The sequence below is a fragment of the Mesorhizobium sp. B2-8-5 genome, from assembly GCF_006440675.2.
In the GTDB taxonomy this organism is placed as follows: Bacteria; Pseudomonadota; Alphaproteobacteria; order Rhizobiales; family Rhizobiaceae; genus Mesorhizobium.
Genome location: NZ_CP083951.1, coordinates 4,694,278 through 4,720,534, shown reverse-complemented (window position 1 = coordinate 4,720,534; position 26,257 = coordinate 4,694,278). Strand labels below are relative to the sequence as shown.

Here is a 26,257-nt window from a genome sequence, read left to right as displayed (position 1 = left end):
TAGGGCCGCATCCGGCTATGGTGAGAGTTACAAGTGTGGCGCGATTTGCTGCAGCGGGCTTTGAGGCGGCGGCATGGACTCGCTGATCAACGCCGCCGGCCGCGCGCTTGCCGCGGGCGATCCGCTCGGCGCCTTGAAGCGCGTCGCGCTGCGCGACGATGCGCCGGCGCTGGCGCTGCGCGGCATCGCCATGGCGCAGCTCGGCGATTTCGCCAAGGCCAAGGCGTTGCTGAAGGACGCCGCCCGCGCCTTCAGCCCGAGGGAAGCGGTAGCGCGTGCGCGTTGCGTCGTCGCCGAGGCCGAGATTGCGCTGGTCTCGCGCGATCTTGGCTGGCCGGAGAAGGCTCTGCGATCCGCCCGTGCGACGCTCGCCGCGCGTGGCGACCGGTTGAACGCTGCCTATGCCGGCAGTCTTGAGGCGCGCCGCCTCATCCTGATCGGCCGCCTCGACGAGGCCGAGCGCCTGCTGGCGGACTTCGATCCGGCGCCGCTGCCGCCGGTGGCGCGCGTCGCGCATGAACTGGCGGCCGCCGGCATAGCCGTCCGCCGCCTCAGGACCAAGGCGGCGCGCTCGGCCTTCGGCCGGGCATCGCTTGCCGCCTATCAAGCCAACATCCCGGCATTGAAGGCCGAAGTCGAAGCGGCGTCCTTGGTGCTGAACACGCCGGTCGGCCGGCTGATCGCGCGCGGCATCGAGAAAGAACTGCTGCTCGACGAGGTGGAAGCGCTGCTGACCTCGGGCGCGCTGGTCGTCGATGCCTGCCGCAACGTCGTACGCCAGGCCGACGCGGTCGTTTCGCTTGCGACCCGGCCTGTATTGTTCGCGCTGGCGCGCACGCTTGCCGAGGCATGGCCGGCGGATGCCTCGCGCGAAGTGCTGCTGAGGCGCGCCTTTCGCGCCAGGCACGCCGATGAATCGCATCGCGCGCGGCTCAGGGTCGAGATGGGACGGCTGCGCGCCGAGCTCGCCGGGCTGGCGGAAATCAACGCGACGGCCGCCGGTTTCACGCTCACGCCGGTCAGCGCCGCTGAGGTCGTCGTGCTGGCGCCGCCGGTCGAGGAGGAGCACGGTGCGGTGATGGCCTTCCTGACCGACGGCGAGGCCTGGTCGAGCTCGGCTCTGGCGATCGCGCTTGGCGCCAGCGCGCGCACCGTCCAGCGCGCGCTGGAGCAGCTTTCGGCCGAACACAAGGTGCAGGCCGTCGGCCGCGGCCGGGCGCGCCGTTGGATGATGCCGCCGGTGACCGGATTCCCGACTGTGTTGTTACTCCCGGGTCCGCTGCCCAGCGACTAGTTTCCCGACACTGGATCGAGGAGACGTCATGAAACTGATCAGATTGCGGGCGCCAGGCGGCCTGGAAAAACTGGAACTGGTTGATGAGGATCGGCCCGAAGCCGGACCGGGAGAGTTGCTGGTCCGGATCCGGGCGTGCTCGCTGAATTTCCACGACAGCATGGTTGTCACGGGCAAGAAGCCCTGCGCCGACGGCCGTATTCCGCTATCCGATGGCGCGGGCGAGGTGGTTGCTGTCGGGGACGGTGTCGAAGCATTCAAGGCTGGCGATGCCGTCGTCAGTTGCTATTGGCCCGATTGGCTGGGCGGCGAGGCTTCGCGCGCGAACAAGCGGGGCGAATTGGGCGACGATTTCGATGGCTATGCACGGGAGTATGCGTGCATGCATTGGCAGGCTTTCACGAAAGCGCCGGCGGGTTACACCCACGTGGAGGCGGCTACACTCACTTGCGCCGGGGTCACTGCCTGGAGAGGCCTGGTGGTGTGCGGTCAGGTGAAGCCCGGCGATACGGTGCTGATCCTCGGCGCGGGCAGCGTGTCGCTGTTCGCGCTGCAGTTCGCCAAGATGGCTGGTGCCCGTGTTATTGCTACATCCTCCTCTGATGCGAAACTCGAAAAGCTACGGCGACTCGGCGCCGATGCTCTCATCAACTACAAGGCCGTGCCGGACTGGGGGAGCAAGGCGAGGGACCTGACCGATGGGCGCGGTGTCGATCATGTAGTCGAGGTCGGCGGTCCAGGCACGCTGGCCCAGTCGATAACGGCTTGCAGGATAGGCGGCCACATCGCTCTGATCGGGGTGTTGACCGGCTTCGCTGGAGAAGTGTCGATCCCGGCGCTGTTTTCCAATCAGATCCGCGTTAGTGGAATTTCCATCGGGAACAGGGCTGACCAGGAAGACATGGTCCGGGCGATAACGGTCAATGGCCTCAGGCCCGTGATCGGTCGCAGTTTTCCGCTGCACGAGATTGCTTCGGCCTTCAGGTCGTATGAGAGCCAAAAGCATTTCGGCAAGGTCTGCGTCGAACTTTAAGGCGCCGGCTTCGGTAAATTCGCGACTGTGTTGTTACTCTCAGGTTTGAAGCCGGGCGGCTAGAGTCGAAGCTGACACAAGAGACTGATGGAGATTGGAAAATGAAACGAGCCGCTGCCGAGATCCTGCGTGAATTCGGACCGTTCCCCGGCGTCGAGCGCGTCAACGGCGTTACCTATGACGGCGAAAATGTCTGGTTCGCCAGTGGCGACAAGCTGAACGCGCTCGATCCCGACAGCGGCATGATCGTGCGTACGATCGATGTCGCCTCACATGCCGGTACTGCCTTCGACGGCGAATATCTCTACCAGATTGCCGAGGATCGTATCCACAAGGTCGACCCGAAGATCGGCAAGGTCGTCGCAACCATTCCTGCCCCCGGCAACGGCGGTGACTCAGGCATGGCCTGGGCCGAGGGTTCGCTCTGGGTCGGCGAATACCAGGCACACAAGATCCATCAGATCGATCCTGAAACCGGCAAGGTGATCCGCACGATCGAATCGAAGCGCGTCGTCACCGGCGTCACCTGGGTCGATGGCGAGCTCTGGCATGCCACCTGGGAGGGCGAGGAGGGCGATCTGGTGCGCGTCGATCCCGACACAGGCGACGTGCTGCAGGAACTGGCGATGCCCTCCGGCGTGTCGGGGCTGGAATCCGACGGCGGCGGCTGCTTCTTCTGCGGCGGCGGGAGCAGCGGCAAGATCAAGGCCGCGCGGCGCCCGGGACACGGCGGTGGCAAGTAACGGGCTAATGGATTGGGCGGCCTGATCAGGCCGCCTCGCGTGCCGGCCGCGGCATGGGCTTGCTGGAGGCCTTGGCGGCGTTCGGCCCGTCGACATGCGCCCAGGCCGGCCGCTCGAACAGGAAGGTGCCGAAGCCGATGCGCTTGACGATGAAGTAGAGCACCACCGGGCTGACGACCGAGACGAGCAATACGGCGAGGCTCAGCATGCCGGTGTCGGTCAGAAGGCCGCTTGCCAGCATGACGCCGCGGAAGATCGACATCGGGATGGTGAAGGCGATATAGACGACCAGCGAATGCTCGCCGAGCCAGCGCAGCCATTCCATCGAGGCGAATTTCGACAGGAAGCCGCCGGCGACGCAGAGCGCCACCGCGCCGGCGACGGCAAGCGACAGATGCAGCGGCGGCCATGCCGCCAGGCCCATCTGCATGCCGACCGGCTGCACTGCGTAGCCCGGCGAATAGACGAGCAGGCCGTTGACGAGCGCCCAGGCAAGCAGGCCCGCAACGGCGATCGCCGGGCGAGCCTGTGTCCATTCGACCAGCCGGAATATCAGCGGCGCCAGGACGAAGCCGAGATAGAAGAACACGAAATAGGCCGCGAACTGCTCGAGCGCATAGCTGTCCGGCTTCGGCGCCCACATCTGCAGCGCGGCGGCGAGCGGGATGACGATCCAGTGCGGAACGCGAAGCTCCCGCAGCAGTCGTATGACGATCCCGAAAACCGCCAGCATGTAGATGAACCACAGGACGCCGTAGGGCTGGACGGCGGCCATCGCGAGATCGTGCAGCATGCCGGCGGGGTCGCGGCTGAAGATGCCGATCTTCAGCCCGATCGAGATGACCGCCCAAAGCACATAGAAATAGAGGTAATGGACGACGCGGCGGTCGACATAGCGCCGCCATGGCCGTTCGATCACCTGCGACAGGAACAGGCCCGAGATCAGGAAGAATTCCGGCATGCGGAACGGCGTCGCGAAGCCGATGACATAATGCAGGAAGCCGACGCCGCCGGTGTATTCACCGGTGTTGTAGGCGGCATACATCATCACCACCAGGATGATGGAAAGACCTTTTGCCGTATCCACCCACGGCATGCGGTTCGGGTTGCTCATGAACGATCTCGAGGAAAATTCAACTGCCGCAATTGTAGCGGACGGGCGCGTGCCCCGCAGCAACAAGCTTACGATATCGTAAACGGAAGCCTTGTCCGGGGCCGATGTTAACCATCGTCCAGCGCTGAAACCACGGCGGCGACACGCGTCTCGCGCATCGCTATCGCGACGATCGCACCCGACAGGAAGGTCAGCGCCGCGATTGCCCCGATCGCCGCGGAGAAGCCGAAGAAGTCGGCGATCAGGCCTGCCGACAGCGCCCCGATCGCATAGCCAAGATCGCGCCAGAAGCGATAGACGCTGAGCGAGCGCGCCCGCCAGGAGGGATGCGATGCGTCCGACACCGCCGCGATCAGGCACGGATAGACCATCGCCGTGCCGAGGCCCAGCAGCAGGCTCGCCAGCAGCCACCAGCCGAAATCGCGCGTCATGGCGGTGATCATAAGCCCGGCCGCCTGCACCCACATGCCGGCGACGATCAGTCCCTTGCGGCCCCAGCGGTCGCTTAATGGCCCGGTGGCGACCTGGAGGATGCCCCACACCGCCGGATAGACCGCCTTGAGGATGCCGATGCGCTCGATGCCGAGCCCGTTGGCAACGAAGAAGAGCGGAAACAGCCCCCAGCTCATGCCGTCGTTCAGATTGTTGACCAGGCCCGCCTGCGAGGCCGCGAACAGGTTGCGATCGCCAAACGAGGTCCGCATGAAGATCTCGCGGAAGCCGAGCGGCGAAGCTGCTTTCGGATGGTTCGCCAGCTCCAGCCGCACATGCTCGCGCGTGTCGCGCACAAACAGGATCGATAGCGCGGCACCCAGGATCGCGTAGCCGACGCCGAGATAGATCGGCACGGGACGAAAGCCGTAGCGGCTCGCGAGGTAGCCGGTCAGAAAAGCGGTGACGCCGACGGCGAGGTAGCCGGCGAACTCGTTGAGGCCGACGGCGAGCCCGCGCGATTTCGGCCCGACCAGGTCCACCTTCATGATCACCGTCATCGACCAGGCGAAGCCCTGGTTGATGCCGAGCAGCGCGTTGGCGGCGACAATCCAGCCCCAGCTCGGTGCTGAGATGATGATGAAGGGCACCGGCAGGCCGAACAGCCAGCCGAGGATCAGCACGCGCTTGCGGCCCCATGTGTCGGCGAGCTGGCCGGAGACGAGGTTGGCACAGGCCTTGACCGCGCCGAAACTGACGATGAAGGAGACGACCAGCGTGGTGGAAGCGACGCCGAACTCCTCCGCGCCGATCAGTGGCACCACGGTCCGCTCGATACCGACCATGCCGCCGACGAAGGCGTTGATCAGCACCAGCAGCGCGAACTGCTTCCAGTTGGCCTTGAGGCCAAGAGCGACGGCGGGCGCCGCTGTGCTCAAGATTTCGCCCCGGCGTTGATGGCCCGGGTCTGGGCGGCCTCCGGCGGCGGGGGAGGGATGTCGGCGGTCATCGCGGCGACGAACTCACCCTCGTCCTCGATGCGGAAGGCCTTGTTGAAGCGCCGCTCGAAGCCGATGGTCGATGTCGGCTTGCCGCTCAGCGAGCGGCCGCAAACAGAACCGGAATAGGCGCCGGGCAGCACCTCGATGTGATCGGGCAATTCCTTCAGGCGACGCACGCTGGCGTAGAGCGCGCGGGCGCCGTCCTCGGCGTTTGAAGCAAGCTCGGTGCGGCCGAGATCGCCGACCATCAGCGTGTGCCCGGTGAGCACGAACCAGGGTTCGGTCGATCGCGTCCGGTCGGTGACCAAAAGGCTCAAATGTTCCGGCGTGTGGCCCGGCGTATGCATGACGGTCGCCGTCACATTGCCAAGCTCCAGCACCTCGCCGTCCTTGACGCGCCGGAACGGGAAGTCGGCCGCAGCGCCTTCGAACAGCACGTAGTCGGCGCCCGTCGCTTCGGCAAGCGTACGCCCCACCGAGATATGGTCGGCGTGGATATGCGTATCGACGACATAGAGGATGCGCATGCCGGTCGCGCGCGCCGCCTCGACATAGGGCGCGATGTCGCCGAGCGGATCGACCACGGCCGCGGACGCCTTGCCGCCGCAGCCGAACAGGTAGGAAGCGGCAACCGGGCCGCTATGCAGGAACTGCCTGAGAATCATCGCTTTTTCCTCCGAGCAGGCGAACGGCCGGGCAGCGTGCCCTGCTTGACAGTCCGAGCTGAAACTGTCATTCAATAATTCTATTGAATGACGATGCGTTAGTAAAAAGGCGATGTCAATCCGCAATCCGAAACAGGCGCTGTACGAGCAGTTCGCGATCGTCGCCAAGGCGCTCGGTCATCCGCAACGCCTGGAAATGATCGAGCATCTCGCGCAAGGCGCGCGCAGCGTCGAGGCGCTGGCGGTCAAGCTGGGCCAGCCTGTCGCCAACATTTCCCAGCATCTGCAGGCGTTGCGCCGCGCCGGCATCGTCTCGGCCGAGCGCGACGGCAAGTTTGTCCGCTACGCACTCGCGGATGAAAGCGTGCTCTCCGCTTTCGCCTCGGTGCGCGGCGTCGCCGAGCGGCATCTTGCCGAGGTCGACCGCATCGTGCGCGGCTATTTCGACGCGCGCGACGACATGCGGCCGGTCACGCGCGACGAGCTCCGCACGCTGATGCGCGACGGGCTGGTGACGCTGATCGACGTTCGTCCGGCCGATGAATTCGCGCTCGGCCATGTGCCGGGCGCAATCAATGTGCCATTGGGGGAAGTCAGGGCGTGGTCTGCCACCGTCGCTCCCGACCGGGAGGTCGTCGCCTATTGCCGCGGCCCGTGGTGCGTGATGTCCTTCGAGGCTGTCGCGGCGTTGCGCTCGCTCGGGTATTCCGCGCGCCGCCTCGAGGACGGCATGCCGGAATGGAAAGCCGCCGGTCTGCCGGTGGAAGTGGCGGCCTGATGGTGCGGCTGACTAGACCGTGCGGAATGCCCGCGAGCGGAAAGGCCGCTGAGCGTCGATTTCGCTAGAGCTCGCGGTTCAAGCGTTAGTTGCGCCACATCTGCGATGATAACAATGACGAGCAAAGCAGCCGTGTCCGCTTCGAGGCCGGAATCAGAAGCGGTTCAGCAGCCCGCGCGGAAGGTCCAACGCCTTCTTGAGCCAGGGGCTGCGTGGCGGGACTACGGCAGCCCTCGGCGAAGGCATCGCCGAGCAACTTTCCTGCATTTTCGTCCATGAAGGACTGTTAAGCACCACGTCGCAGCGCGCGAGGTGAGCCTGCCCCGCAAAAACCAAACAAGCGTAACCTCCCACTGGAAACGTCTGGCCGTCTCCCCGACATGAAGAGCCCAAAGCAGCCGTCGGCACCCGAGGTGCGCCGCCCGGACAATAATCGGCGATCTTGTTCCAGGAAAAGACGTTCTGGTCGGTTTCGCAGCGAGCGAGATAATCATTGGAACCTGCCGCAAGACAGGAATACTGACCCAGATCGAACTCACCATGCGGAGCGAGACACTTTGCGTCCGCCGAGGTTGCGGCAGCGATCACGGCAAATGCCACGGCAGATACGAACAAATCCAGGGTGTATCGATTCAAATCGCGCCCTCCAATCGGACTGATCGCATGTCCGGATTGCGGCAGAATTCTGTATGGCGTTCAGCGCAATCAGTGGCGATTGCCAGGCACTGCGGTCATCGACCAAGTCGATGGCCATGCTAAGGCGCGGGCGCGACGTCCGGCACGTGATCTCCACCTCACCGCACGCGCCGATCCCGCGCGGCGCGTTCTTTCCTCGGCGGGAAGGCCGCAGCCGCACGACGGCATGCCGGAATGGAAAGCCGTCGGCCTGCCGGTGGAACCTGCTGCGTGGGGCCTGGCTAGTTGGAAGGCGCGGAACGTCGGGAGCCGAGAGACCGCAGACTACGGACATCGCCTCGGCTCGATTTGGAACTGGCCAATAGGCAGCCCGTCTTCCCGGTATTATGGCGCAAACGCCACGGGGCCGGCGACAGACCTAAACCCACATGTCAGCGGATGGCTGGCATGAAGCGGTCGTGGCGTCTTTTCGTATCCCTATGTGTTGTAGGCGTAGCGCTTGTCGCCGCTGAACACCCGGAAGGTTTCGCCTCTCAACACCGCCTCATCGGGATAGCGGCCATAGCCGCCCCCGTCGAAATTCCAGTCGCCAAGGTATCCGGTGCGGTGTTCTTTCCCGAGGTGATCAATGTAGACGATATAGCCGAAGACCCAGAATCTCAGGTTCGACAAGCTCTCCGGTCCATCCAAGCTGTGCTGGACCTCTTCAAGCTGGCGGTTCCCGTCGTCATATATGATTTCGGGCGGGAAGACGTGCTCGCTGTCTGGCGCAATCGTGACAGGCAGAGACAGATAGGTTTTCTTGTTGCGGTAGACTGGTCGTTTCGGAACCATCGCGGCGAACAGGTGGTCGAAACAGACCTCCGTGACCACGGCGGATTTGTCCCCGTAATTGGTAAACCCGATTGTGACCGTGGCGTATTTGGCATTGTCGAGCGGATCAGCATTCCCGGCGCGTCCAAACTGCAATTTGCTCAGTCGCAAGCGCGGACGGTCGGCGGCAATGATGGCGTCTACAGAACGCTTGTTTTCTCTCCAAAGCAGAATTGTGGAAGCGCCGAGAACGCCCGTGAAGAGCGTCAAAACAAAGGTATAGAGCGCAAGCGGGTCACTTATCGTCCGCTGCCAAATGGTTTCGCCGTCTTCCTTGCCGGTGTCTTTGGCTGCGTCTTCGGTGGCGGTCTGTTGCTGAGTTGGTGGATGGGGTGGCTGAGATGACTCAAGCCACCATGGATCAGCATGGGCCGCGACTGATACCATCGCGAAAAGCCCAATCGCGGTTAGACATTTTAGCGCCCCCTGCACGGCGAATTGTTCCTCTACTGTTGATCGCTGCCCTAGGTTGCCTCGTTGCCGTCCATGTACTGAGACAGGTTTCCCCTCCTAGCAGGGGAGGCTTCAGCGTTTCTGAAGAAATATTTGAACTTGGTGCTTTGAGGGTTCCCGAAGCAATCAATGTAGTTGATGCAGCCATACGTGTAGATAGCCGCGCCACCCCCTTGAATCATCTCCCGCTCAGAAACGGAGACCGGAAGATTATCTCTCTTATGGCTGAAGCCATAATGACTCCCCGGAGCCAAGCTGCCTTTCGACATTGGGAGATCGCGCGGGGCCGGTATGAGGGTGACGTGGGCGGGCAAGGGGAATGCTTCAACCCATATACTTGCCCAAGTGGTGCACTCATAGGCGGGCGTTTTCCCGAAATTTCTGACCTCCATCACGACGATGGGTTCATATGTTTCAGAAAACTCAAGGTGCGAAGTGGCCGGGAAAACGTAGGCCCGCAACTCTCGCTCGCTATGCGCCTTGGCTTCAGCGATGGACCTTTCGGCCAAATCGGCAGAGCGAACGGCAGCTCTGGTGGACGCCTGCATGTCGATGGATTGTTGAGCGGCGTTCGCCTCAATCAAAGTCATCTGGCGCTCTCCAGCCAGCCAGAGATTTCGGGTAGAGGACCAGAGCGCGGCGGTGAAGCCGGCGATGACAATCGTAGCCAGAGCAGTGATAAGCCCGTCATTGTCATCGACAAATTCTCTGAGCTTGATGAGGATGACAAAAGCAAGGTTATAGGTAGCGCAGTGTTCATTCTGCTGCTCTGCTGCTTTTTCGCATACTTGGCCCATAAGACCTGACTGCCATATCGCAACAAGCAGCAGCGCGCCGACAACGGCGACCACAGAAATTACTCTTAGTGGTGTAGGCTTCAGCATCCCCCGACCCCCGCCTGAAGGAACTAGATATCCTCTAGTTTGACACCTTCATTGCCGGTGGCCGCAAGAGCCGCCAGAAAGAAATGCGCGGACATAGTTGCCCGTGCCAGCTTGTTGGCAATGCCTAGCGCGCCCCGGATGACATGCCCGCGCTTGAATAGCGGGTTCGGGTTGTTGCGGCGCTTGATGGAAATCGCCCGAGCGTTGAAGCCAGGTTCCAGCATGTGAAGCACAGTCCTCGACATGCTTCATGTCTTCGATGAGCTTTTCACGCTGCGCCTGGTTGGCCTGTAGCTTCCCGCCGATCTCGGCATGAAGCTTGATGAGTGCGTAAAGTGCGGGTTTGTGTTCCATGCTCTGAATTTAGGGGCGAAGCGGATTCAAATCCCGTGGCGTTTGCGCCATAATACCGCGTCTTCCTAAACTGCTTTCCAGCCCGCCATCTTGCAGTTGGTAACACTGACATCAGGAAGGAAGCCATGCCGTCTACGGTTGATTTGGAGCGTTGGCCGGACCTGCCTTACGCCGCCTGGAAGGATACCTACGATAATCTCCACCTTTGGACCCAGATCGTCGGTAAGATCCGCTTGATGCGCGAGCCCTGGCTGAACCATTCCTGGCATGTCCCGCTTTATGTGACCGTGCGCGGCCTTACCACTTCGCCGATCCCCGATGGCGACCGGGCATTCCAGATTGATTTCGACTTCATAGACCATCTGTTGTGGGTGAGGACGAGCGAGGGTCACTTCCGCCAGGTGATGCTCGCGCCGAAGACTGTCGCGGAATTCTATGGCGAGGTGACCGTCGCGCTTGCCGAACTCGGGCTCACGACACCGATTTTCGCGCAGCCGTCCGAAATCGCCGACGGCATCCCGTTCGCACAGGACCATGTCCACGCCTCCTGCGACCGCGACTATGCGACCCGCTTCTGGCGCATCCTGCTCTCGACGCACGAGGTCTTTTCGCGGTTCCGTACGGGATTTTTGGGCAAGGTCAGCCCCGTCCATTTCTTTTGGGGCGGCTTTGATCTGGCGGTGACTCGCTTTTCAGGCAGGCGCGCGCCGCTGCATCCTGGCGGTATTCCGCGCTTGGCTGACACCGTCACCCAAGAAGCCTATTCGCATGAGGTGAGCAGCGCCGGCTTCTGGCCGGGCGGCGGGCCAATCGACTATCCAGCCTTCTATTCCTATGCTTATCCGGCACCCGACGGCTACGCGTTGGCGGTCGTCGAGCCGCAGCAGGCATTCTTCTCCAAAGAGCTGGGTGAATTCCTTCTCCCGCTCGATGTTGTGCGCCATGCGGGGGATCCGGATGCCACGCTCATGTCGTTTCTGCAGAGCAGCTACGAGGCGGCGGCGATACTTGGCAAATGGGATCGTGATGCGCTCGAATGCTCTGTCGGCGTGCCTTGCCGGCCGCGCCCGTTGTGACGCGGCAAAGCTGAATTCAACGACTGACATGGGCAATACGCGCTGATGTTGGGCTCTGCCTGGTCACAGGCGAGCCGTTGCAACGTTGCCGCAGATATCAGTCCTTGGCGCGCTCGACATAGGAGCCGTCGGCGGTCATCACCACCACGCGCGTGCCGGCGGAGATATGCGGCGGCACGGCGGTGCGCACGCCGTTGGAGAGCATTGCCGGCTTGTAGGACGAAGACGCCGTCTGGCCCTTGGTGACCGGCTCGGTGTCGACCACCTCGAAGGTGGCGCGCTGCGGCAGCACCAGCGAGATCGGCACGCCGTTGAACTGCGCGAGCTGGACGGCCATGCCTTCCTGCAGATAGGGCGCCATATCACCGACCACGGCTTCCGAGGCCACGACCTGGTCGTAGCTTTCCGGGTTCATGAAGTGAAAACCTTCGCCGTCGGAATAGAGGAAGGTGTGCTCGCGCTCCTCGACATAGGCGCGCTCGACCATTTCGGTCGTGCGGTAGCGCTCCGAGACCTTCACTCCGTCGCCGATGCGACGCATGTCGAGCTGGGTCACCGGCGTGCCCTTGCCAGGGTGGATGTTTTCGGCAAAGAGGATGACATAGAGCTTGCCGTCCTTATCGACGACGTTGCCTTTGCGTAAGGAACTGGCGATGACCTTGACCACGGTATTCGATCCCATTCGAGTTTGTCGGCCTGCAAGCGTCGATTTCCGCGAAGCGGCGACGGCGGCCATCGCCTGCGCCCTAGCGCATCTTGCGCTGAACCGCCAGCCTGCCGAGCGATTTTCCTGCCCATGACCGCCGCCTCGCCCTGGTGGACGCCGCATATCCATGCCGACCGCCGGCCACGGCTGATGGCGCGCAATGCTATCGCCGCCGCCCTTCGCGGCTGGTTCGCGCAACGCGATTTCGTCGAGGTGACGACCTCGGCGCTACAGGTTTCACCGGGCAACGAGGCGCACCTTGCCGCCTTCGCCACCGAGGCGATCGGGCCCGACGCGTCGCGCCGGCCGCTCTATCTCCACACCTCGCCCGAATTCGCCTGCAAGAAGCTGCTCGCCGCCGGCGAGGAACGCATCTTCAGCCTCGGCCCCGTCTGGCGCAACCGCGAGCGCGGGCCGCTGCATCACCCTGAATTCACCATGCTCGAATGGTACCGCGTCGGCGATACGGTTGAACGCCTGATGGACGATTGCGCCGACTTCCTGGCGCTCGCCGCGGAAAAAGCCGGCGCCAAAAGCTTCCGTTTCCGCGGTCGCGAGGCCGATCCCTTCGCCGAGCCGGAGCGGCTGAGCGTGGCGGAGGCTTTCCTGCGCCATGCCGGCATCGACCTCCTGGCGACCGTCTCGGTCGACGGCAGCACCGATCGCGACGCGCTTCACGAAGCGCTGGTCCGAGCCGGACTGCGCACCGCGCCCGACGACAACTGGGCCGACCTGTTCAGCCGGGTGATGGTCGAAAAGATCGAGCCGGCGCTGGGGCAGGGGCGCGCCACCATCCTTTACGGCTATCCGATTTCGGAAGCGGCGCTCGCCCGGCCGAGTGCCGAGGATCCGCGTGTTGCCGAGCGCTTCGAGCTCTATTGCTGCGGCGCCGAGCTCGCCAACGCCTTCGGCGAGCTCACCGACCCTGCCGAGCAACGTCGCCGCTTCATCGCCGAGATGGACGAGAAAGAGCGCGTCTATGGCGAGCGCTATCCGCTGGACGAGGATTTCCTCGCTGCCTTGGCCAACATGCCGCAAGCCAGCGGCTCGGCCCTCGGCTTCGATCGGCTGGTGATGCTGGCGACGGGCGCCGCAAGGATCGACGACGTGATCTGGGCGCCGGTGGCGTGATGTCAGCGGCCGTTGGCCTTTGAGTCAGGTCGGGATTTTCCCCGACTCTGCAAGGCCAGGAATTGTTTGTAACCTTTGCGTCCCATGCGGGCGCGCAAAGCCTCGCGCGTCTCGGCTTCTCCGCATGCCGCCAGGATCTCGTCGAAATGATCGGCCAAAATATCCTGAATTGCAGGGTCGTTGAAATATGCATTCAACGGAACCCCATCCGGCACGCTGGGGGCATCCATCAGGGTCCAGAAAGCACGTCCGTGGGTCGAGACAAAATCCCGGGCACGTGAAGCCAGTTCGCGCACGATGGCGCTTCGCCGCGCGCACGAGCGCTGATGGGCGGCTTTGCTGAATGTCCTCAGGCCCGGCATGGAGGGCTGCGCGCCATGCGCGTTGCTTCCGTGAATTCGGTAGGCCGAAAGCGGAAGATCTATGCAGGCCGAACCAGCCAAGGCATGCACGAACGGCATGAAATAATTGTCGGTCGCGGCATTGCCGACAACGGCCCGAGATGGCTTGCATCGGGCAAGATAATGCCGCTTGTACATGTTCGCCGTTCCAGGCGACCAGTGCCAGCCGGGTTCGTGCGGTTCTATCACCGTTGAGTGTTGCCAGAGCAACTCGCGCTCTCGTCCTCCCAAGATCATGTGATCTGAATTTGAGCGATCGGGATCGAAGGGCCTGCCCACCCTGCGGTGCAGCAGCCATGCAAAACCGGAAGACAGCGGCCGCCCGGCATGGTCGGTTTCAAGAACGCCGCTCGACGTCGCCGCTATCGTCGGGCAGTCGCGATGAAGCTGGGCGTGGAAGGCCGCGAAGGTCGCGAACAGGAAATCGTCGGCGTCCACGATACAGACCAATTCCCCCGCCAGGCGATCCACGACGTGAAGGAATGCGCCCATCTGGTGCAGGTTGCTGTCCAGATATTCGAACGCCAGCCTGGGGTCGGTATTCTCGAACCCCGCGATGACATCGCGACTGTCGTCGGTCGAGGCGTTGTCGACGACGAGGCATTCGAAGTCGTCATAAGTTTGCGATAGAACGCTCGATATCGCTTGGCCGACATAGCGGCCGTAATTGTGGTTGATGATGAGGAAGCTGATTTTCGGCGCGGTCATTATCGTCTCGGCTTCCTCTTCAGGAAGGCGCGGAGATCGCGGGACAACATTTTGCGAAGGACGCGCATCGGAATTCCGCCTCCGAAACCCGCTCTGAGGATAGATCTTGCGTGTGCGCCGGAAAACCGGGCCGTGACCTCTCTGCTGAATCCTTTGGCACCGAAGACAGACCTCAATTGCGGCGCGTTGCGCTTGAATATCTCGACCGCGATCTCATTGCTGAAATAGTCGCGCAACTTATCAGGGTTTTCCCGTGTGACCCGGTCTACGACAGGCCAAAACTCTGCCCCCAGAAGCCAGTCGAAACGGTCGCTTTGTTCGATCAGGAATCTTACGCTTTCATATGTGAATTGCTCCAACTTGATAGTGTAATCTCTTGTTCCGCTACGCATGCCCTCGATGCTTTCACCGGTCGCGAAATAGTTGCTTGAGTGCAGGCGATAGCCGGACAAGGGCATGTCGATCAGAGCGCTACCGGCAACGGCATGGCAGATCGTATTGAAATAGCCGTCCGCCGACGTCATCCGCGGGTTGCTGCCGTCGTCCAGGCTCAACAGACGCAGCACCGATGTACGGAACATGTTCGCGCTGCCCGGTGCCCAGAGCCAGCCTATTTGCCGCCGCGGTATGGTCGCCGTGCTGGCGTCGAGGAGCCGGTATTGCGAGGGGGACACCGTCGGCAGCCGCAACACGGTCTGCTCGCCTCGAAGGCCTCGTTGCGCGTCCGGTCTGTTCAACTGGAGTTGCTGGTAGGAGGCCGTCAGGGCCTTGCCAGTCGAATCCATCTCGGCGACGTTGGCTGACGTGAAGCCGACGCTTCGTTGCAACGCCATGTGCACCTGGATGTGCGTCGAAGCGTAGTTGTCGAACAGCACATCATCCGCGTCCACGAAGGTCACGAATCCGCCATTCACCTTGTCCAGTGACCACAGGGCAGCGCCGAGCTGGCCGCCGTTTTGCGTCAGCGTCTCGAACCGGAAACGCGGATCGCCCTCGACATGCCGGGCAATCACCTGCACGCTGTCGTCGGTCGAGCCGTTGTCGATGACGATGCACTCGAAATGCGGATAGTCCTGCCGGCGTATGGAATCGATTGCCGCGCCGACATAGCGGCCGTAATTCCAGTTGATGACGACGAAGCTGACGAGCGGCGGCGACAGCGCGCCGCCGGCCAGTTCGCCGATGTCGCGTCCAGCGATCGTGAATGACTTGGCCGCGACGATCCCGTTCTTGCGAATGATGATCTGCTGGTCCCGGTGCAACAGCTCGTATTCCCCGGCGACCTGGCTCAGGAAGGCTTCGATCCCTGCCTCGGGGCGCCTGGCCATCGGCAGATCCGGTCCCCACCGATGATCGTCCAGGATCATCACGCCGTCATTGTCGAGCAGGTCCCAGGCCAGTCGGGCATCGCTGTAAGTGGCTGTGGCGGAATGGTCGCCGTCGATATAGATCACGTCGTATAGCCGGTGTTCGGCGGCAAGGCCCGGCAGGATCGTTACCGTGTGGCCCTTGCGTTTCTCGACCCGGTCGGCGAAGGGCTTGAGATTGCGGTCGAAGCGTCGTTCGACCTCGGCCATGTCCGATTCATACTTCGAGCCGACATGCTCTTCGCCGCCTTGGAAGCTGTCCACGCAGGTGATGCGGGATTTTGGCAGGAACTGCAGGAAAAACAGCGCCGAACGGCCCTCGAGCGAGCCGATTTCGAGCACCGCCGTCGCCGTGCCGGCCTTGTCGCCGAGAAGCTTCTCCCAAAGCTTCAGGTGATGGGAGGTCCAGTCATAGGTAAACTCTCCACCGACGAAATAGTCCATCCTTCCCCCATTTTAGCCCGGCGCCATCAGCTCGGCGCTGACGCGCGCGGCCAAACCCCTTCATCAGAGCGTGAACGCTCTTCCCGCGATCGGAACCCCTTCCTGTCGCTTTGGGCGATTTGGTCGCGGTATCCTGATTGCCCGCCGCCCATTGCACAAGCGGCAATGGAACAATAGATGGTGCGGTGGCATCCATAGATGGTGCGGTGGCAGCCACGGATGGACGCGGCCGGATCCGGCTTGGCAGACCGCGTGAACAAACAGGAACAACCTTATGACCGATAAGCTCGACGCAGCGAAATTGACCGATCGCGTCGCGGCGCTCGTCGAGGCTGCCAGGCGCGCCGGCGCCGACGCGGCCGACGCGGTCACGGTGCGCGGCCGTTCGGCCGGCGTCTCGGTCCGGCTGGGCAAGGTCGAGGGCACCGAATCGTCGGAGAGCGAGGATGTGTCGCTACGCGTCTTCGTCGGCCAGCGTGTGGCGAGCGTCTCGGCCACCGCCGCATCCGACCCGAAGGCGCTTGCCGAGCGTGCCGTTGCCATGGCCAGGGTTTCGCCCGAGGATCCGTTCCAGGGCCTCGCCGATCCGGCGCTGCTCGCCCGCAATTTGCGCGATCTCGACCTCTTCGACCCGACCGAAGTTTCCGCCGACCAGCTCAAGGAAGCTGCCCTTGCCGCCGAAGCGGCCGCATTGGCGGTCAAGGGCGTCACCAATTCCGCGGGCAGCAGCGCTGGCGCCGGCCTTGGCGGCCTGGTTCTCGCCACTTCGCATGGCTTTGTCGGCCAGTATGTCGCCTCGCGTTTCTCGCGCTCGACCAGCGTCATTGCCGGAGAGGGCACAGCGATGGAGCGCGACTATGAATTCTCCTCGCGCCAGCATTTCGCCGATCTCGACGCGCCGGAAGAGATCGGCCGCAAGGCCGGCGAACGCGCGGTGCGCCGCCTCGGCGCCCGCAAGGCGGCGACCGGCCCGGTCGACGTGGTGTTCGATCCGCGCGTCGCGCGCGGCATAGCCGGCCATCTGGCCGGCGCCATCAACGGCGCCGCGGTCGCCCGCAAGACCAGCTTCCTGCGCGACATGATGGGCAAAGCGGTGGCCTCGGCCGCCGTCACCGTCACCGACGAGCCTTTGCGGCGGCGCGGCCAGGCCTCGCGCCCGTTCGATGGCGAGGGCGTCGAGGGCGACAAGCTGCTGATGGTCGAGAAGGGCGTGTTGAACCACTGGTTCCTGTCGACCTCGGCCGCGCGCGAGCTCGGTCTCGTCACCAATGGACGCGGCTCGCGCAGCGGCTCGTCGGTTTCGCCATCCTCGACCAACTTTGCCATCGAGCCAGGCGAGCGTTCGCCGCAGGATTTGATCGCGTCGTTGAAGAGCGGCTTCTATGTCACCGAGGTCTTCGGCCAGGGCGTCGACATGGTGACCGGTGAATACAGCCGCGGCGCTTCCGGCTACTGGATCGAGAACGGCGCGCTGGCCTATCCGGTGGCCGAGGTGACGATCGCCTCGAACCTGAAGACCATGTTCCTCAACATGGTGCCGGCCAACGATCTCGACCGCAATTTCGGCACGGCGGCGCCGACGCTCCTGATTGAAGGGATGACCCTTGCCGGCGCTTGACCAATTGACTTCGAATGAGGCCCGAGACGACCTCGCTCTGCTGCGCGAGGCCGCCCGCGAGGCCGGCGCCATCGCCATGCGCTATTTCGGCAACAACCCGCAGGTGTGGATGAAGGGCGGCACCTCGCCGGTAAGCGAGGCAGACCATGCCGCGGACGCCTATCTGCGCGAGACCTTGCTCAAGGCGCGTCCGGATTATGGCTGGCTGTCGGAGGAGACCGCCGACGACCATGCCAGGCTGTCGGCCCGCCGCACCTTCGTCGTCGATCCGATCGACGGCACGCGCGGCTTTCTCGATGGCCTGCATTCCTGGTGCGTCAGCGTCGCCGTGGTCGAGGACGGGCGTTCGCTCGCCGGCGTGCTCGAATGCCCGGCCAAGCGCGAGACCTATTGGGCGCTGCCGGGCGAGGGCGCCTATCTCAACGACAAGCGCATCCACGTGCGGCCGCTGGGCGAAAGCGTCGATATCGGCGGACCCAAGCCGCTGGTCGACTTGATGCCGGAGGCCTGGCAAGACAGGCTGCGGCGGACGGCCTACATTCCTTCGCTTGCCTATCGGCTGGCGATGATCGCCGCCGGCAAGCTCGACGCCACCTTCGTCAAGCCGAGCGCGCATGACTGGGATATCGCCGCCGCCGATCTGATTCTCACCGAGGCCGGCGGCGCATTGCTCGACCGTACCGGCAAGCCGCCGCGCTACGCCGGCGAGGTGATCAATCACGGCGCGCTCGCCGCCGGCAGCGGCGAACTGCTTGCCGTGCTTGCCGGCGTCGTTGCCGGCATTGACCAAGGGTGAGTCGGCCCGCAGTTCCAAAATCGGCCGCTTTGGGCTAAACGTTTCACAAAACTCATGAATCTGCGAAGGGTCGGCATGGCCGTGGAAGACGGAAAGAAGCAGCTTTTGCACCTGGTTTTCGGTGGCGAGCTGAAAAAGCTGGGTGGAACCGAGTTCCGTGACCTCGACTCCCTCGACATTGTCGGCATCTATCCCGACTATCAGACCGCGCTTGGCGCCTGGAAAGCCAAGGCGCAGGCCAGTGTCGACAATGCCCATATGCGCTATTTCGTTGTTCATCTGCACCGTCTGCTCGATCCAGAATCGAAGGTCGGCGGTTGACGTCGATGGAGCATGAAGCGGTGAAAGGGGCGACCAGGCGGCGCGCCGCCAGGCGCGGCGGAACGCGCACGCTGTGGCGGCGTATCCGCGAGCCGTTGGCGCAGTCGAGTTTCGTCAAGAACTTCATCGCCAGCCTGTTCGCCTGGTTCCTGCGGCTGATTCGCCTCACCAGCCCGCTCGTCGAGGGCTCGACGCAGGTAGCAGGCGGCGCTTATGCCCATCTCGAGCCCGGCATCATCGCGCTCTGGCATGGCCAGCATCTTCTGACCCCCGCCTATTACCCCAAGGGCCGGCAGCTGGTCGCCATGGTCTCGCGCAGCGCCGACGCCGAGCTCCAGGCGCTCATGATCGAGAAGTTCGGCATCGAGGCGGTGCGCGGCTCCGGCGGCCGCAACAGTTCGAGGCATCTCGACAAAGGTGGCGCCAAGGCCTTGATCGCGCTCAAGAAGTCGCTCGTCGCGGGCAAGAACGTCGCCATGATTGCCGACATTCCGAACGGCACGCCGCGCGACGCGGGGCTTGGCATCGTTCTCCTGGCAAGGCTTTCCGGCCGGCCGATCCTGCCCTCGGCTATCGCCACCAGCCGCCGCAAGGTGCTGGAGAAGAGCTGGGACAAGACCACCATCAACCTGCCTTTCGGCCGCTCCGCGGTCATCGTGGGGCCGCCTGTCTTCGTGCCCGCCGATGCCGACGATGCCGAGATGGAGCGCAAGCGCCAGGAGGTTACTGCCTCTCTCAATGTCGCGACGGCTGAGGCTTATCGCCTCGTGGACGGCGGCAAATGAGCGAGCGCTGGGCGCGTGCGGCCCTGACTGCCTATCGCTATGCGGGGGCGGCCGCCTATCCGCTGATCGGCCCCTATGTCGCCTGGCGCGCCTCGCGCGGCAAGGAGGATCGCGTCCGCCGCCGCGAACGCTATGGCGTCGCCGGCCGTCCCCGTCCAGAAGGGCCGGTGATCTGGATCCATGCCGCAAGCGTGGGCGAGACGATCGCGGTGGTGCCGCTGGTCGAGAGCATCCTCGACTATGGCGTCAACATCGTCCTGACCACCGGCACCGTGACCTCGGCCAAGGTCGCCGAAGAGCGTCTCGGCAGCCGCATCATCCACCAATATGTGCCGCTCGATCTCAAGCCGGCGGTAAGCCGCTTCCTCGATCACTGGCGGCCGGAACTGGCGATCATCGCCGAATCGGAAATCTGGCCGATGACCATCCTGGAGCTTGGCGCCCGCAACGTGCCGCAGGTTCTGGTCAATGGCAGGTTGTCCGACCGCTCCTTCATGTCCTGGAAGAAGCGCGCCGGCGTTGCCGAGGCGCTGTTCGAGAATCTTGCCCACGTCATCGCCCAGTCGGATGTCGACGGCGAGCGGTTCCGTGCGCTCGGCGCCAGGCCGGTCACCGTCTCCGGCAACCTCAAGGTCGACACCAGCCCGCCGCCGGCCGACGAGCGAGCCTTAGCCACCCTGCAGCGCCAGATCGGCGGCCGTCCGACCTGGGCTGCGATCTCGACCCACGATGGCGAGGAGGTCGTGGCCGCGGAGGTCCATGCCAGCCTGCACAAGCGCCATCACGGGCTCTTGACCATCATCGTGCCGCGTCACCCCGATCGCGCCGATGCGCTGGCCGCGCAGATTTCCGGCATGGGCCTGTCCGTGGCAAGGCGCGGCAAGGGTGACCGCATCTCCCACGATACCGACATCCTTCTCGGCGACACGATCGGCGAAATGGGCCTTTACCTAAGGCTGACGGAGATCGCTTTCGTCGGCCGCTCGCTGACTTCGCAAGGCGGCCAGAACCCGCTCGAGCCGGCGATGCTCGAAACCGCAGTGCTGGCCGGCCGTAACGTGCAGAATTTCCGCGAGGCCTATCAGCGTCTGCTCGACAGCGGCGGCGCCAAGCTGGTGCGCGACCGCGACATGCTGACCGGAGCCGTCAATTTCCTTTTGAGCAACGAAGTGGCGCGCCATGAGATGATGGCGGCGGGTGCCGCCACCGTCGACGAAATGCGCGGCGCGCTTGCCCGCACGCTGAAATCGCTGGAGCCCTATATCCAGCCTCTGGTCGTCAAGGCGCGCCTGAAAGGCGCAAACGGGCGCTAGATCATGATGCCAAAAATCGGGACCGGTTTTTGGAAAAGTCCATGCGCGAAACCGAGACGCATGGGGCAGGCGCGATGACCAGCGAAGCGCCACCCTTCTGGTGGGAAAAGCCGGACTGGCGCGTGCTTGCGCTGTCGCCCGCATCGGCGATCTATGGGCTGGTCGCCGGCCGCCGCATGCGCCATGCCCCGCGCGAGAAGGTAGAGGCGCCGGTGCTGTGCGTCGGCAACCTGACCGTCGGCGGCAGCGGCAAGACGCCGGTCGCCATTGCCTTGGCCAAGCAGGCCAGGCACATGCAACTCACGCCAGGCTTCCTGTCGCGTGGCCATGGCGGCTCGTTCGCCAGGCCGCATGTCGTCGACGCGCATCATGACGCCGCCAAGCATGTCGGCGACGAGCCGCTGCTTCTGGCCGAACATGCCCCCGTCGCGGTGACGGCGAACCGCGCCGCCGGCGCGAAGCTGCTCATCGAGGAACATGGCTGCGACTTCCTGATCATGGATGACGGCTTCCAGTCGGCGCGAATCCACATCGACTATGCGCTGGTCGTGGTCGACGCCCGCTTCGGCATCGGCAACGGCCGCGTCATCCCGGGCGGGCCGCTCCGCGCCAGGGTCGTCGACCAACTGGTCTTCACCAGCGGCCTGCTGAAGATGGGCGAGGGGGCCGCCGCCGACGGCGTCGTGCGCCAGGCGGCGCGCGCCGGCCGGCCAATCTTCCTGGCGCAGGTCGAGCCGGCCAACCCGTCGCGCTTCGCCGGCGGCCGCTTCCTGGCCTTCGCCGGCATCGGCCATCCGGAGAAATTCTTCGATACGGTGCGCGGCGCGGGCGGCGAAGTCGCGCTGTCGCGAGCCTTCCCGGACCATCATTTCTACGCCCAGGACGAGCTAGGCGACCTCCTGACGCTTGCCCGGCAGGAGGGGCTGCGCCTCGTCACCACGGCAAAGGACGCCGCGCGGCTGCGCCATGGCGAGACGCCCGCCGGTTTCCTCGACCAACTGGACGTGCTCGATATCGAGGCCGTGTTCGAGCTCGATCACGTGCCCGAACGCATCGTAGACGAGACGCTCGACGCCTGGCGCCTGCGCAAGATGCGCGGCTGAGCTTCGAGCGTGGTGCCGAAAAGCGTCAAGCGGTCTTCAGGTCCAGCGCCGGCTTGCCCGGTGCCCGCCGTCAATTGCCGTCGATCAGCCGGCGGAAGTAGCGAACCGTCTCGCCGAGCCCATCCTCGAGAGCGACGCGAGGAGACCAGTCCAACGTCGCTCGCGCCAGATCTATGTCGGGCTGGCGCTGGCGGGGATCGTCTTGCGGGAGGGGCTTGAACTCGATTTTGGACTTGCCGCCGACGATACCCAATACAAGTTCGGCCAGTTTCAGGATCGTGACTTCCGTCGGGTTCCCAACGTTGAGGGGGCCCACGAAATCGTCGGGCGTAGCCATCATCCGAACCATCGCGTCGACGAGGTCGTCGACATAGCAGAAGCTGCGCGTGTGGCTTCCGTCGCCGTAGATGGTTATGGGGTCGTTCCGCAGGGCCTGGACAATGAAATTGCTGACCACCCGTCCATCCGACGGGTGCATGCGCGGGCCGTATGTGTTGAATATGCGCACCACCTTGATCGGTAATTTCGACTGGCGCCAGTAGTCGAAGAACAGCGCCTCGGCGCATCTCTTGCCTTCGTCGTAGCAACTGCGCGGCCCGATCGGATTGACGTGGCCCCAATAGGCCTCGGTCTGAGGGTGGACTTGCGGATCGCCATAGACCTCGGATGTCGATGCCTGAAGGATCCTGGCTCCGGAAGCGCATGCGAGATCGAGCATGTTGATCGCTCCATAGACGCAGGTCCTGGTCGTCTCGATCGGAATGCGCTGATAGTGAACGGGCGAGGCCGGGCAGGCGAGATTGAAGATCTCATCCGTTTCGACTTTGAGCGGCACGGTAACGTCGTGCCTGAGAAACTCGAAATTTGGATTGCCCAGAAGGTGACGGATGTTTTCCTCCGAGCCGGTCGAAAAATTGTCGGCACATATTACCTGGCGTTCTTGTGCCAGCAGCAGGTCGCATAGATGCGAGCCGATAAAGCCGGCCCCACCCGTCACAAGAACCTTCACGATAACCCCCGTACCCATCGCCCTTTGCTGTCTAATAGCCTCAGAAAAGCGAAAGTGTCAGCACTGAAATGACGGCCTGGGACCGTCGATGGGAGGGGGAAGAGGAGGTGGCTACGGCTATCCTGCGCGCCGCATCGCCTTCAGGACCGCCTCGTCGCGCTCGACATTGAGCTTGCTTTCGAAGTCGAAATGCCAATCCCTGTCGCGCAGCGCGGAAGTCGAGGCGTCGCGGCGCCGGATTTTCTGGTCGAGGTCGGCGAGCGAGCGCGACCAATAGTGATTGATCCTCAGGATATCGAGCTGGGGAGGCACGCCGGGCGCGATGGTCCGTCGATGGGTGTCCATCCCTTCACCGGACAGGAATTTCGACTGATGGACGCCCGGCTTGTAGACCAGGCGGGGATTGAGGATTGTCTTGACCGTCGTGATGTCCAGCCCGGCTCGCATCGTGTAGGCCTCGACCACCCGCCGTTCCGGGCGCTCGACATGGCCGGAGGAGCCATAGAACGCTTGCCAGACGCAAACGCCTGGCAGGTCGCGATAGTCCCTCAGAACCGAGGGAACGTCACGTCCGTCGGGCGCGAAAAGAAACTCATCGATGTCGAAGAATCCGATCCACAACGCTTCACGCCAGTGCCTGCGGATGCAGTCCCTATAAGCCGACAGCTGCCCCACCGGCCGCGGCCAGTCGACCAGCGTAACCAGCCCCTCCTGCATGAACGGGTTCAACACGGCTTTGAAGTCGTCGGTCGAGAAGTTGTTGTAGAGATAGAAATGCTCAAATCCCACATTCTGGTGGAACCTGATCCATTCGGCCAGGAACGGCGCTTCCTCACGGAAGATGGCGCAGGCCGTCAGCTTGAATCGGGGCGCCCTCGACACTGCCCGATCGCGCAATCTCGCACGCATGACAAGCGGCATGCGAACAAGGGTCTTGAGAGATTTCCTGAAGTTTTTCAATGCAGTGCCCTAAGCGGTCGAGGTCGATGGCCGCGGTGCCATGGGCTCGCATGGCCTATCCCCGCTTGCGCAATTCCGGGTGCATCTCGATCTCGCGGGCAAGCGAGACCGCCGCGTTCACATAGGGCTCCTGCCGGGCGACGCTCCAATATTTGAGCTCGTCGAGGGGAATGTTCTCGCCCGTCACCGCGCAGCGCACGAAAGAGCCGGGACTGGTGACCTGGAAGTCGCCGTCGAGATAACGGATCCGGGCTTCCCTGCCGCCCGGGCCTTCAAAACGGTTCATCATGAAAGGGCGCTTGAGTTCATCGGGTTTCAATCGCCACAAATCGCAAGCAACGTCAAGCTTGACGCAATGCTCATCCAGTATGGCTGAGCGGCAAAATGGTTTCCGGAATCCGGCATGGACATCGCCTCGACCCGCCTGAACACGCTGATCAATGAGGCGCTCACGCCGCAGGCGGTGCCGTCGCCCAAGGCCGATCCGGCGACGACGGCTTTGATCAAGGCGCTGATCCAGCCGCCGGCGCCCACGACGGGGCAGGCGGCGCAAATCGCGGCCCAGTCGCTGCAAAGCGCGCAGCCGCGCCAGGCCGCTCAGGCATCGCAACGCCTGTCGTCCTCCGAGGTCGAGGACGCCTACCGGGCCGTCATGGAGCCCGATGCCGCCGCCGACGATACGCCGGCAAGACCCTCGACCGGCCGGGCGGCGACGGATACCGATCAGGCCCCACGCGGCTTCGTTCCGCCACCGGCAGCGGTTACCGACAATATGTCCAAGCCCGCGGTTGCGCCCGCATTATCCACGTTTTCGCCGGCCATCGCTTCCGCTTCAGCGCTGGTCGCGGCCAATGCCAACGCGCCTCAGCCGCGCGGTGCCTCCGTCCGCCCGGCTGGACATGCCCCGCGATCGGAAGCCGCGCCGATATCCCTTTGGACGATCTCGGTTGTCACGGCCATCGTCTCTGCGGTGACGGCAACGATCATGGTGCTGCTGCTTCGCTAACCCCGCTCAGAGCAATTCCAGGAAAAGTGTGAGCGGTTAGGCTCGGCGACTTCGCCGTTGCCTTTCCGTCCGGGATTGCGTCAAAAAATAAGGAGATGGAGTGGTTCGCCGTTTTCGTGAAACGGTGAAACGCTCCAATGCATGTCGCCCGGAAGTGCGCAGCGGTTCTGGGACAACGACATGCATCAAAACAAAGACTTAAGCGCGTCGCCTGAATCCCTTTCAGCGCGACGCGCTTTAGCCGTCGTCCTGAAGGAAAGCTTCGAGCTTTTCCGGAGCAAGCCCTGCCTGTTCGGCGATGCGCCTGGCAAGGTCCGCCGCCGCCGCGCGCGGCCGGCCGACCGGGCGGTCCATCCAATAAGACACCGGATTGAGCGCGACGCGCTCATCGACGGCGACGATACGGCCGGACCCGATCTGGTCCGCCGTGAGCGGCGGTCGCGCCAGCGCGATACCCAGCCCGTGCGCCGCCGCGTCGAGCACCAGATTATAGTCTTCGAAACGCCGGTCCTGTGGGCGCGGGCGATAATCCACATCCTGCGCCGCGAACCAGGCGCGCCAAGCGGAAGCGTCGGAATCGTTGATCAGCGGGAATTTCAGCAGCCGGGCTGGGTCGCCTCGTCCGATCTCCTTCGCCAACTCGGGCGAGGCGATCGGGAAAACATGCTCCTCGAAAAGCTGCACGGAGACTCGGCCCGGGATGCGGCCGCGCCCGCAGCGCACCGAAAGGTCGATGCCTTCGTCGGCGAGGTCGGCCTGGCGGTTGTCGACGTCGAGCACGATGCGCAGCTTGGTCGGATGGTTCTCCAATGCGGCCATGCGCGGCATCAGCCATAGCCCGCTCACCGACGGGATCGAAGCCAGCCGCACCACGGCGGTGCCGCGCGGCTCGACCCAGCGGTCGGAGTTGACCGAGATCAGCGCGAAGGCCTCGGTGGTCCGCAAATGCAGGCGGTTACCCTCGATCGTCAGCGTCACGCCGCGCGCGTTGCGCTCGAACACCTTCAAGCCAAGCCAGTCCTCCAGTTTGGCGATCTGGCGGCTTACCGCGCCATGGGTGAGGTTGAGTTTTTCAGCCGCCGCGGAAAAACTCCCCATACGCGCCGCCGCATCGAAGGCGCGCAAGGTTTCGAGCGGCAGTATCTGGTCAGAGCTGTGACCCACATTCACAGCTGACCCTCGAATTGGTCGTTTGTCAATTGCCCGGCAATGGCGTTTTCTGCGTCCATGGCAAGGAAAGACGAGGTTACGGC

Annotated in this window: 27 protein-coding genes; 13 read left to right on the top strand and 14 right to left on the bottom strand. The window is 63.7% G+C overall.

Annotation, left to right across the window (positions count from 1 at the left end; translation table 11 throughout):
• Window positions 1-73 precede the first annotated feature (73 nt).
• The 3 genes from FJ430_RS23055 (at window position 74) to FJ430_RS23045 (ending at window position 3,070) form a co-directional block, all read left to right on the top strand.
• Window positions 74-1,294, top strand: a complete 1,221-nt coding sequence (locus FJ430_RS23055; protein WP_140704214.1) for a helix-turn-helix domain-containing protein — start codon at window positions 74-76, stop codon at window positions 1,292-1,294.
• Window positions 1,295-1,322: 28 nt separating this feature from the next.
• On the top strand, window positions 1,323-2,327 hold the full coding sequence (locus FJ430_RS23050) for a zinc-dependent alcohol dehydrogenase family protein (protein ID WP_140704212.1): 1,005 nt from the start codon (window positions 1,323-1,325) through the stop codon (window positions 2,325-2,327).
• 101 nt (window positions 2,328-2,428) lie between these two features.
• Entirely contained in the window at window positions 2,429-3,070 is a 642-nt protein-coding gene (locus FJ430_RS23045; RefSeq protein ID WP_140704210.1) for a DUF6923 family protein, read from the top strand.
• 25 nt (window positions 3,071-3,095) lie between these two features.
• Here FJ430_RS23045 and FJ430_RS23040 read toward each other — a convergent pair whose 3' ends face one another.
• The 3 genes from FJ430_RS23040 to FJ430_RS23030 all read right to left on the bottom strand — a co-directional run bounded on the left by FJ430_RS23040 (window position 3,096) and on the right by FJ430_RS23030 (window position 6,282).
• Window positions 3,096-4,184 (bottom strand): acyltransferase family protein, encoded by a 1,089-nt coding sequence (locus FJ430_RS23040; RefSeq protein WP_140704208.1) that lies wholly within the window; start codon window positions 4,182-4,184, stop codon window positions 3,096-3,098.
• A 107-nt stretch (window positions 4,185-4,291) separates the two neighbouring features.
• Window positions 4,292-5,554: an MFS transporter gene (locus tag FJ430_RS23035; protein WP_226891845.1), complete on the bottom strand. Its 1,263-nt coding sequence runs from the start codon at window positions 5,552-5,554 to the stop codon at window positions 4,292-4,294.
• Window positions 5,551-6,282, bottom strand: a complete 732-nt coding sequence (locus tag FJ430_RS23030; protein ID WP_140704204.1) for an MBL fold metallo-hydrolase — start codon at window positions 6,280-6,282, stop codon at window positions 5,551-5,553. Before FJ430_RS23030 ends, FJ430_RS23035 begins: the two co-directional genes overlap by 4 nt.
• Window positions 6,283-6,394: 112 nt before the next feature.
• Here FJ430_RS23030 and FJ430_RS23025 point away from each other — a divergent pair, with 112 nt between their 5' ends.
• Window positions 6,395-7,060, top strand: a complete 666-nt coding sequence (locus FJ430_RS23025; RefSeq protein WP_140704202.1) for an ArsR/SmtB family transcription factor — start codon at window positions 6,395-6,397, stop codon at window positions 7,058-7,060.
• Between the two features lie 153 nt (window positions 7,061-7,213).
• Here FJ430_RS23025 and FJ430_RS23020 read toward each other — a convergent pair whose 3' ends face one another.
• The 4 genes from FJ430_RS23020 to FJ430_RS23005 form a co-directional block, all read right to left on the bottom strand.
• Entirely contained in the window at window positions 7,214-7,696 is a 483-nt protein-coding gene (locus FJ430_RS23020) for a hypothetical protein (protein ID WP_226891843.1), read from the bottom strand.
• Window positions 7,697-8,173: 477 nt separating this feature from the next.
• Complete coding sequence (locus FJ430_RS23015) at window positions 8,174-8,956, bottom strand: hypothetical protein (protein WP_140704200.1); 783 nt, start codon at window positions 8,954-8,956, stop codon at window positions 8,174-8,176.
• Window positions 8,957-9,033: 77 nt separating this feature from the next.
• Window positions 9,034-9,906 (bottom strand): hypothetical protein, encoded by an 873-nt coding sequence (locus FJ430_RS23010; protein ID WP_140704198.1) that lies wholly within the window; start codon window positions 9,904-9,906, stop codon window positions 9,034-9,036.
• 23 nt (window positions 9,907-9,929) lie between these two features.
• On the bottom strand, window positions 9,930-10,130 hold the full coding sequence (locus FJ430_RS23005) for a hypothetical protein (RefSeq protein WP_140704196.1): 201 nt from the start codon (window positions 10,128-10,130) through the stop codon (window positions 9,930-9,932).
• 255 nt (window positions 10,131-10,385) lie between these two features.
• On the opposite strand from FJ430_RS23005, the gene FJ430_RS23000 reads away from it, so the two are divergent.
• Window positions 10,386-11,336, top strand: coding sequence for a DUF5996 family protein (locus tag FJ430_RS23000; RefSeq protein ID WP_140704193.1), 951 nt, complete (start codon window positions 10,386-10,388; stop codon window positions 11,334-11,336).
• A 97-nt stretch (window positions 11,337-11,433) separates the two neighbouring features.
• On the opposite strand, the gene efp is transcribed toward FJ430_RS23000, so the two are convergent.
• Window positions 11,434-12,003 carry an elongation factor P gene (gene efp, locus FJ430_RS22995; protein ID WP_140542739.1) on the bottom strand — a complete coding sequence of 190 codons (570 nt, stop codon included), beginning with the start codon at window positions 12,001-12,003 and terminating at the stop codon, window positions 11,434-11,436.
• A gap of 129 nt (window positions 12,004-12,132) precedes the next feature.
• Here efp and epmA point away from each other — a divergent pair, with 129 nt between their 5' ends.
• Window positions 12,133-13,173, top strand: coding sequence for an EF-P lysine aminoacylase EpmA (epmA, locus tag FJ430_RS22990; RefSeq protein WP_140704190.1), 1,041 nt, complete (start codon window positions 12,133-12,135; stop codon window positions 13,171-13,173).
• Between the two features lie 2 nt (window positions 13,174-13,175).
• Here the strand turns inward: epmA and FJ430_RS22985 are convergent, their stop codons facing one another.
• On the bottom strand, window positions 13,176-14,282 hold the full coding sequence (locus FJ430_RS22985) for a glycosyltransferase family 2 protein (protein ID WP_140704188.1): 1,107 nt from the start codon (window positions 14,280-14,282) through the stop codon (window positions 13,176-13,178).
• The gene (locus FJ430_RS22980; protein ID WP_140704186.1) at window positions 14,282-16,093 is read right to left on the bottom strand and encodes a glycosyltransferase; all 1,812 of its coding nucleotides are present in this window, start codon (window positions 16,091-16,093) and stop codon (window positions 14,282-14,284) included. The genes FJ430_RS22985 and FJ430_RS22980 overlap by 1 nt, the downstream gene beginning before the upstream one ends.
• A 274-nt stretch (window positions 16,094-16,367) precedes the next feature.
• Between FJ430_RS22980 and FJ430_RS22975 the strand changes: the two genes are divergently transcribed.
• From FJ430_RS22975 to lpxK, 6 genes are all read left to right on the top strand, one after another.
• Window positions 16,368-17,711 carry a TldD/PmbA family protein gene (locus FJ430_RS22975; RefSeq protein ID WP_140704184.1) on the top strand — a complete coding sequence of 448 codons (1,344 nt, stop codon included), beginning with the start codon at window positions 16,368-16,370 and terminating at the stop codon, window positions 17,709-17,711.
• Complete coding sequence (locus tag FJ430_RS22970; protein WP_140704182.1) at window positions 17,698-18,507, top strand: 3'(2'),5'-bisphosphate nucleotidase CysQ; 810 nt, start codon at window positions 17,698-17,700, stop codon at window positions 18,505-18,507. The genes FJ430_RS22975 and FJ430_RS22970 overlap by 14 nt, the downstream gene beginning before the upstream one ends.
• Before the next feature lie 75 nt (window positions 18,508-18,582).
• The gene (locus FJ430_RS22965) at window positions 18,583-18,828 is read left to right on the top strand and encodes a DUF4170 domain-containing protein (protein WP_140641199.1); all 246 of its coding nucleotides are present in this window, start codon (window positions 18,583-18,585) and stop codon (window positions 18,826-18,828) included.
• Window positions 18,829-18,833: 5 nt separating this feature from the next.
• Complete coding sequence (locus FJ430_RS22960; protein WP_140704347.1) at window positions 18,834-19,613, top strand: lysophospholipid acyltransferase family protein; 780 nt, start codon at window positions 18,834-18,836, stop codon at window positions 19,611-19,613.
• Window positions 19,610-20,926 (top strand): lipid IV(A) 3-deoxy-D-manno-octulosonic acid transferase, encoded by a 1,317-nt coding sequence (waaA, locus tag FJ430_RS22955; protein WP_140704180.1) that lies wholly within the window; start codon window positions 19,610-19,612, stop codon window positions 20,924-20,926. Before FJ430_RS22960 ends, waaA begins: the two co-directional genes overlap by 4 nt.
• 74 nt (window positions 20,927-21,000) lie before the next feature.
• Window positions 21,001-22,029, top strand: a complete 1,029-nt coding sequence (gene lpxK / locus FJ430_RS22950; protein WP_140704345.1) for a tetraacyldisaccharide 4'-kinase — start codon at window positions 21,001-21,003, stop codon at window positions 22,027-22,029.
• A gap of 70 nt (window positions 22,030-22,099) precedes the next feature.
• On the opposite strand, the gene FJ430_RS22945 is transcribed toward lpxK, so the two are convergent.
• From FJ430_RS22945 to FJ430_RS22935, 3 genes are all read right to left on the bottom strand, one after another.
• Window positions 22,100-23,056, bottom strand: coding sequence for a UDP-glucuronic acid decarboxylase family protein (locus FJ430_RS22945; RefSeq protein ID WP_140704178.1), 957 nt, complete (start codon window positions 23,054-23,056; stop codon window positions 22,100-22,102).
• A gap of 99 nt (window positions 23,057-23,155) precedes the next feature.
• Window positions 23,156-23,920: a glycosyltransferase family 92 protein gene (locus FJ430_RS22940; RefSeq protein ID WP_226891841.1), complete on the bottom strand. Its 765-nt coding sequence runs from the start codon at window positions 23,918-23,920 to the stop codon at window positions 23,156-23,158.
• A 133-nt stretch (window positions 23,921-24,053) separates the two neighbouring features.
• Window positions 24,054-24,287 carry a DUF2093 domain-containing protein gene (locus tag FJ430_RS22935; protein ID WP_040986608.1) on the bottom strand — a complete coding sequence of 78 codons (234 nt, stop codon included), beginning with the start codon at window positions 24,285-24,287 and terminating at the stop codon, window positions 24,054-24,056.
• A gap of 114 nt (window positions 24,288-24,401) precedes the next feature.
• Between FJ430_RS22935 and FJ430_RS22930 the strand changes: the two genes are divergently transcribed.
• Entirely contained in the window at window positions 24,402-25,004 is a 603-nt protein-coding gene (locus FJ430_RS22930) for a hypothetical protein (RefSeq protein WP_140704174.1), read from the top strand.
• A 237-nt stretch (window positions 25,005-25,241) separates the two neighbouring features.
• On the opposite strand, the gene FJ430_RS22925 is transcribed toward FJ430_RS22930, so the two are convergent.
• Window positions 25,242-26,168 carry a LysR substrate-binding domain-containing protein gene (locus FJ430_RS22925; RefSeq protein ID WP_140704343.1) on the bottom strand — a complete coding sequence of 309 codons (927 nt, stop codon included), beginning with the start codon at window positions 26,166-26,168 and terminating at the stop codon, window positions 25,242-25,244.
• Between the last annotated feature and the right edge of the window lie 89 nt (window positions 26,169-26,257).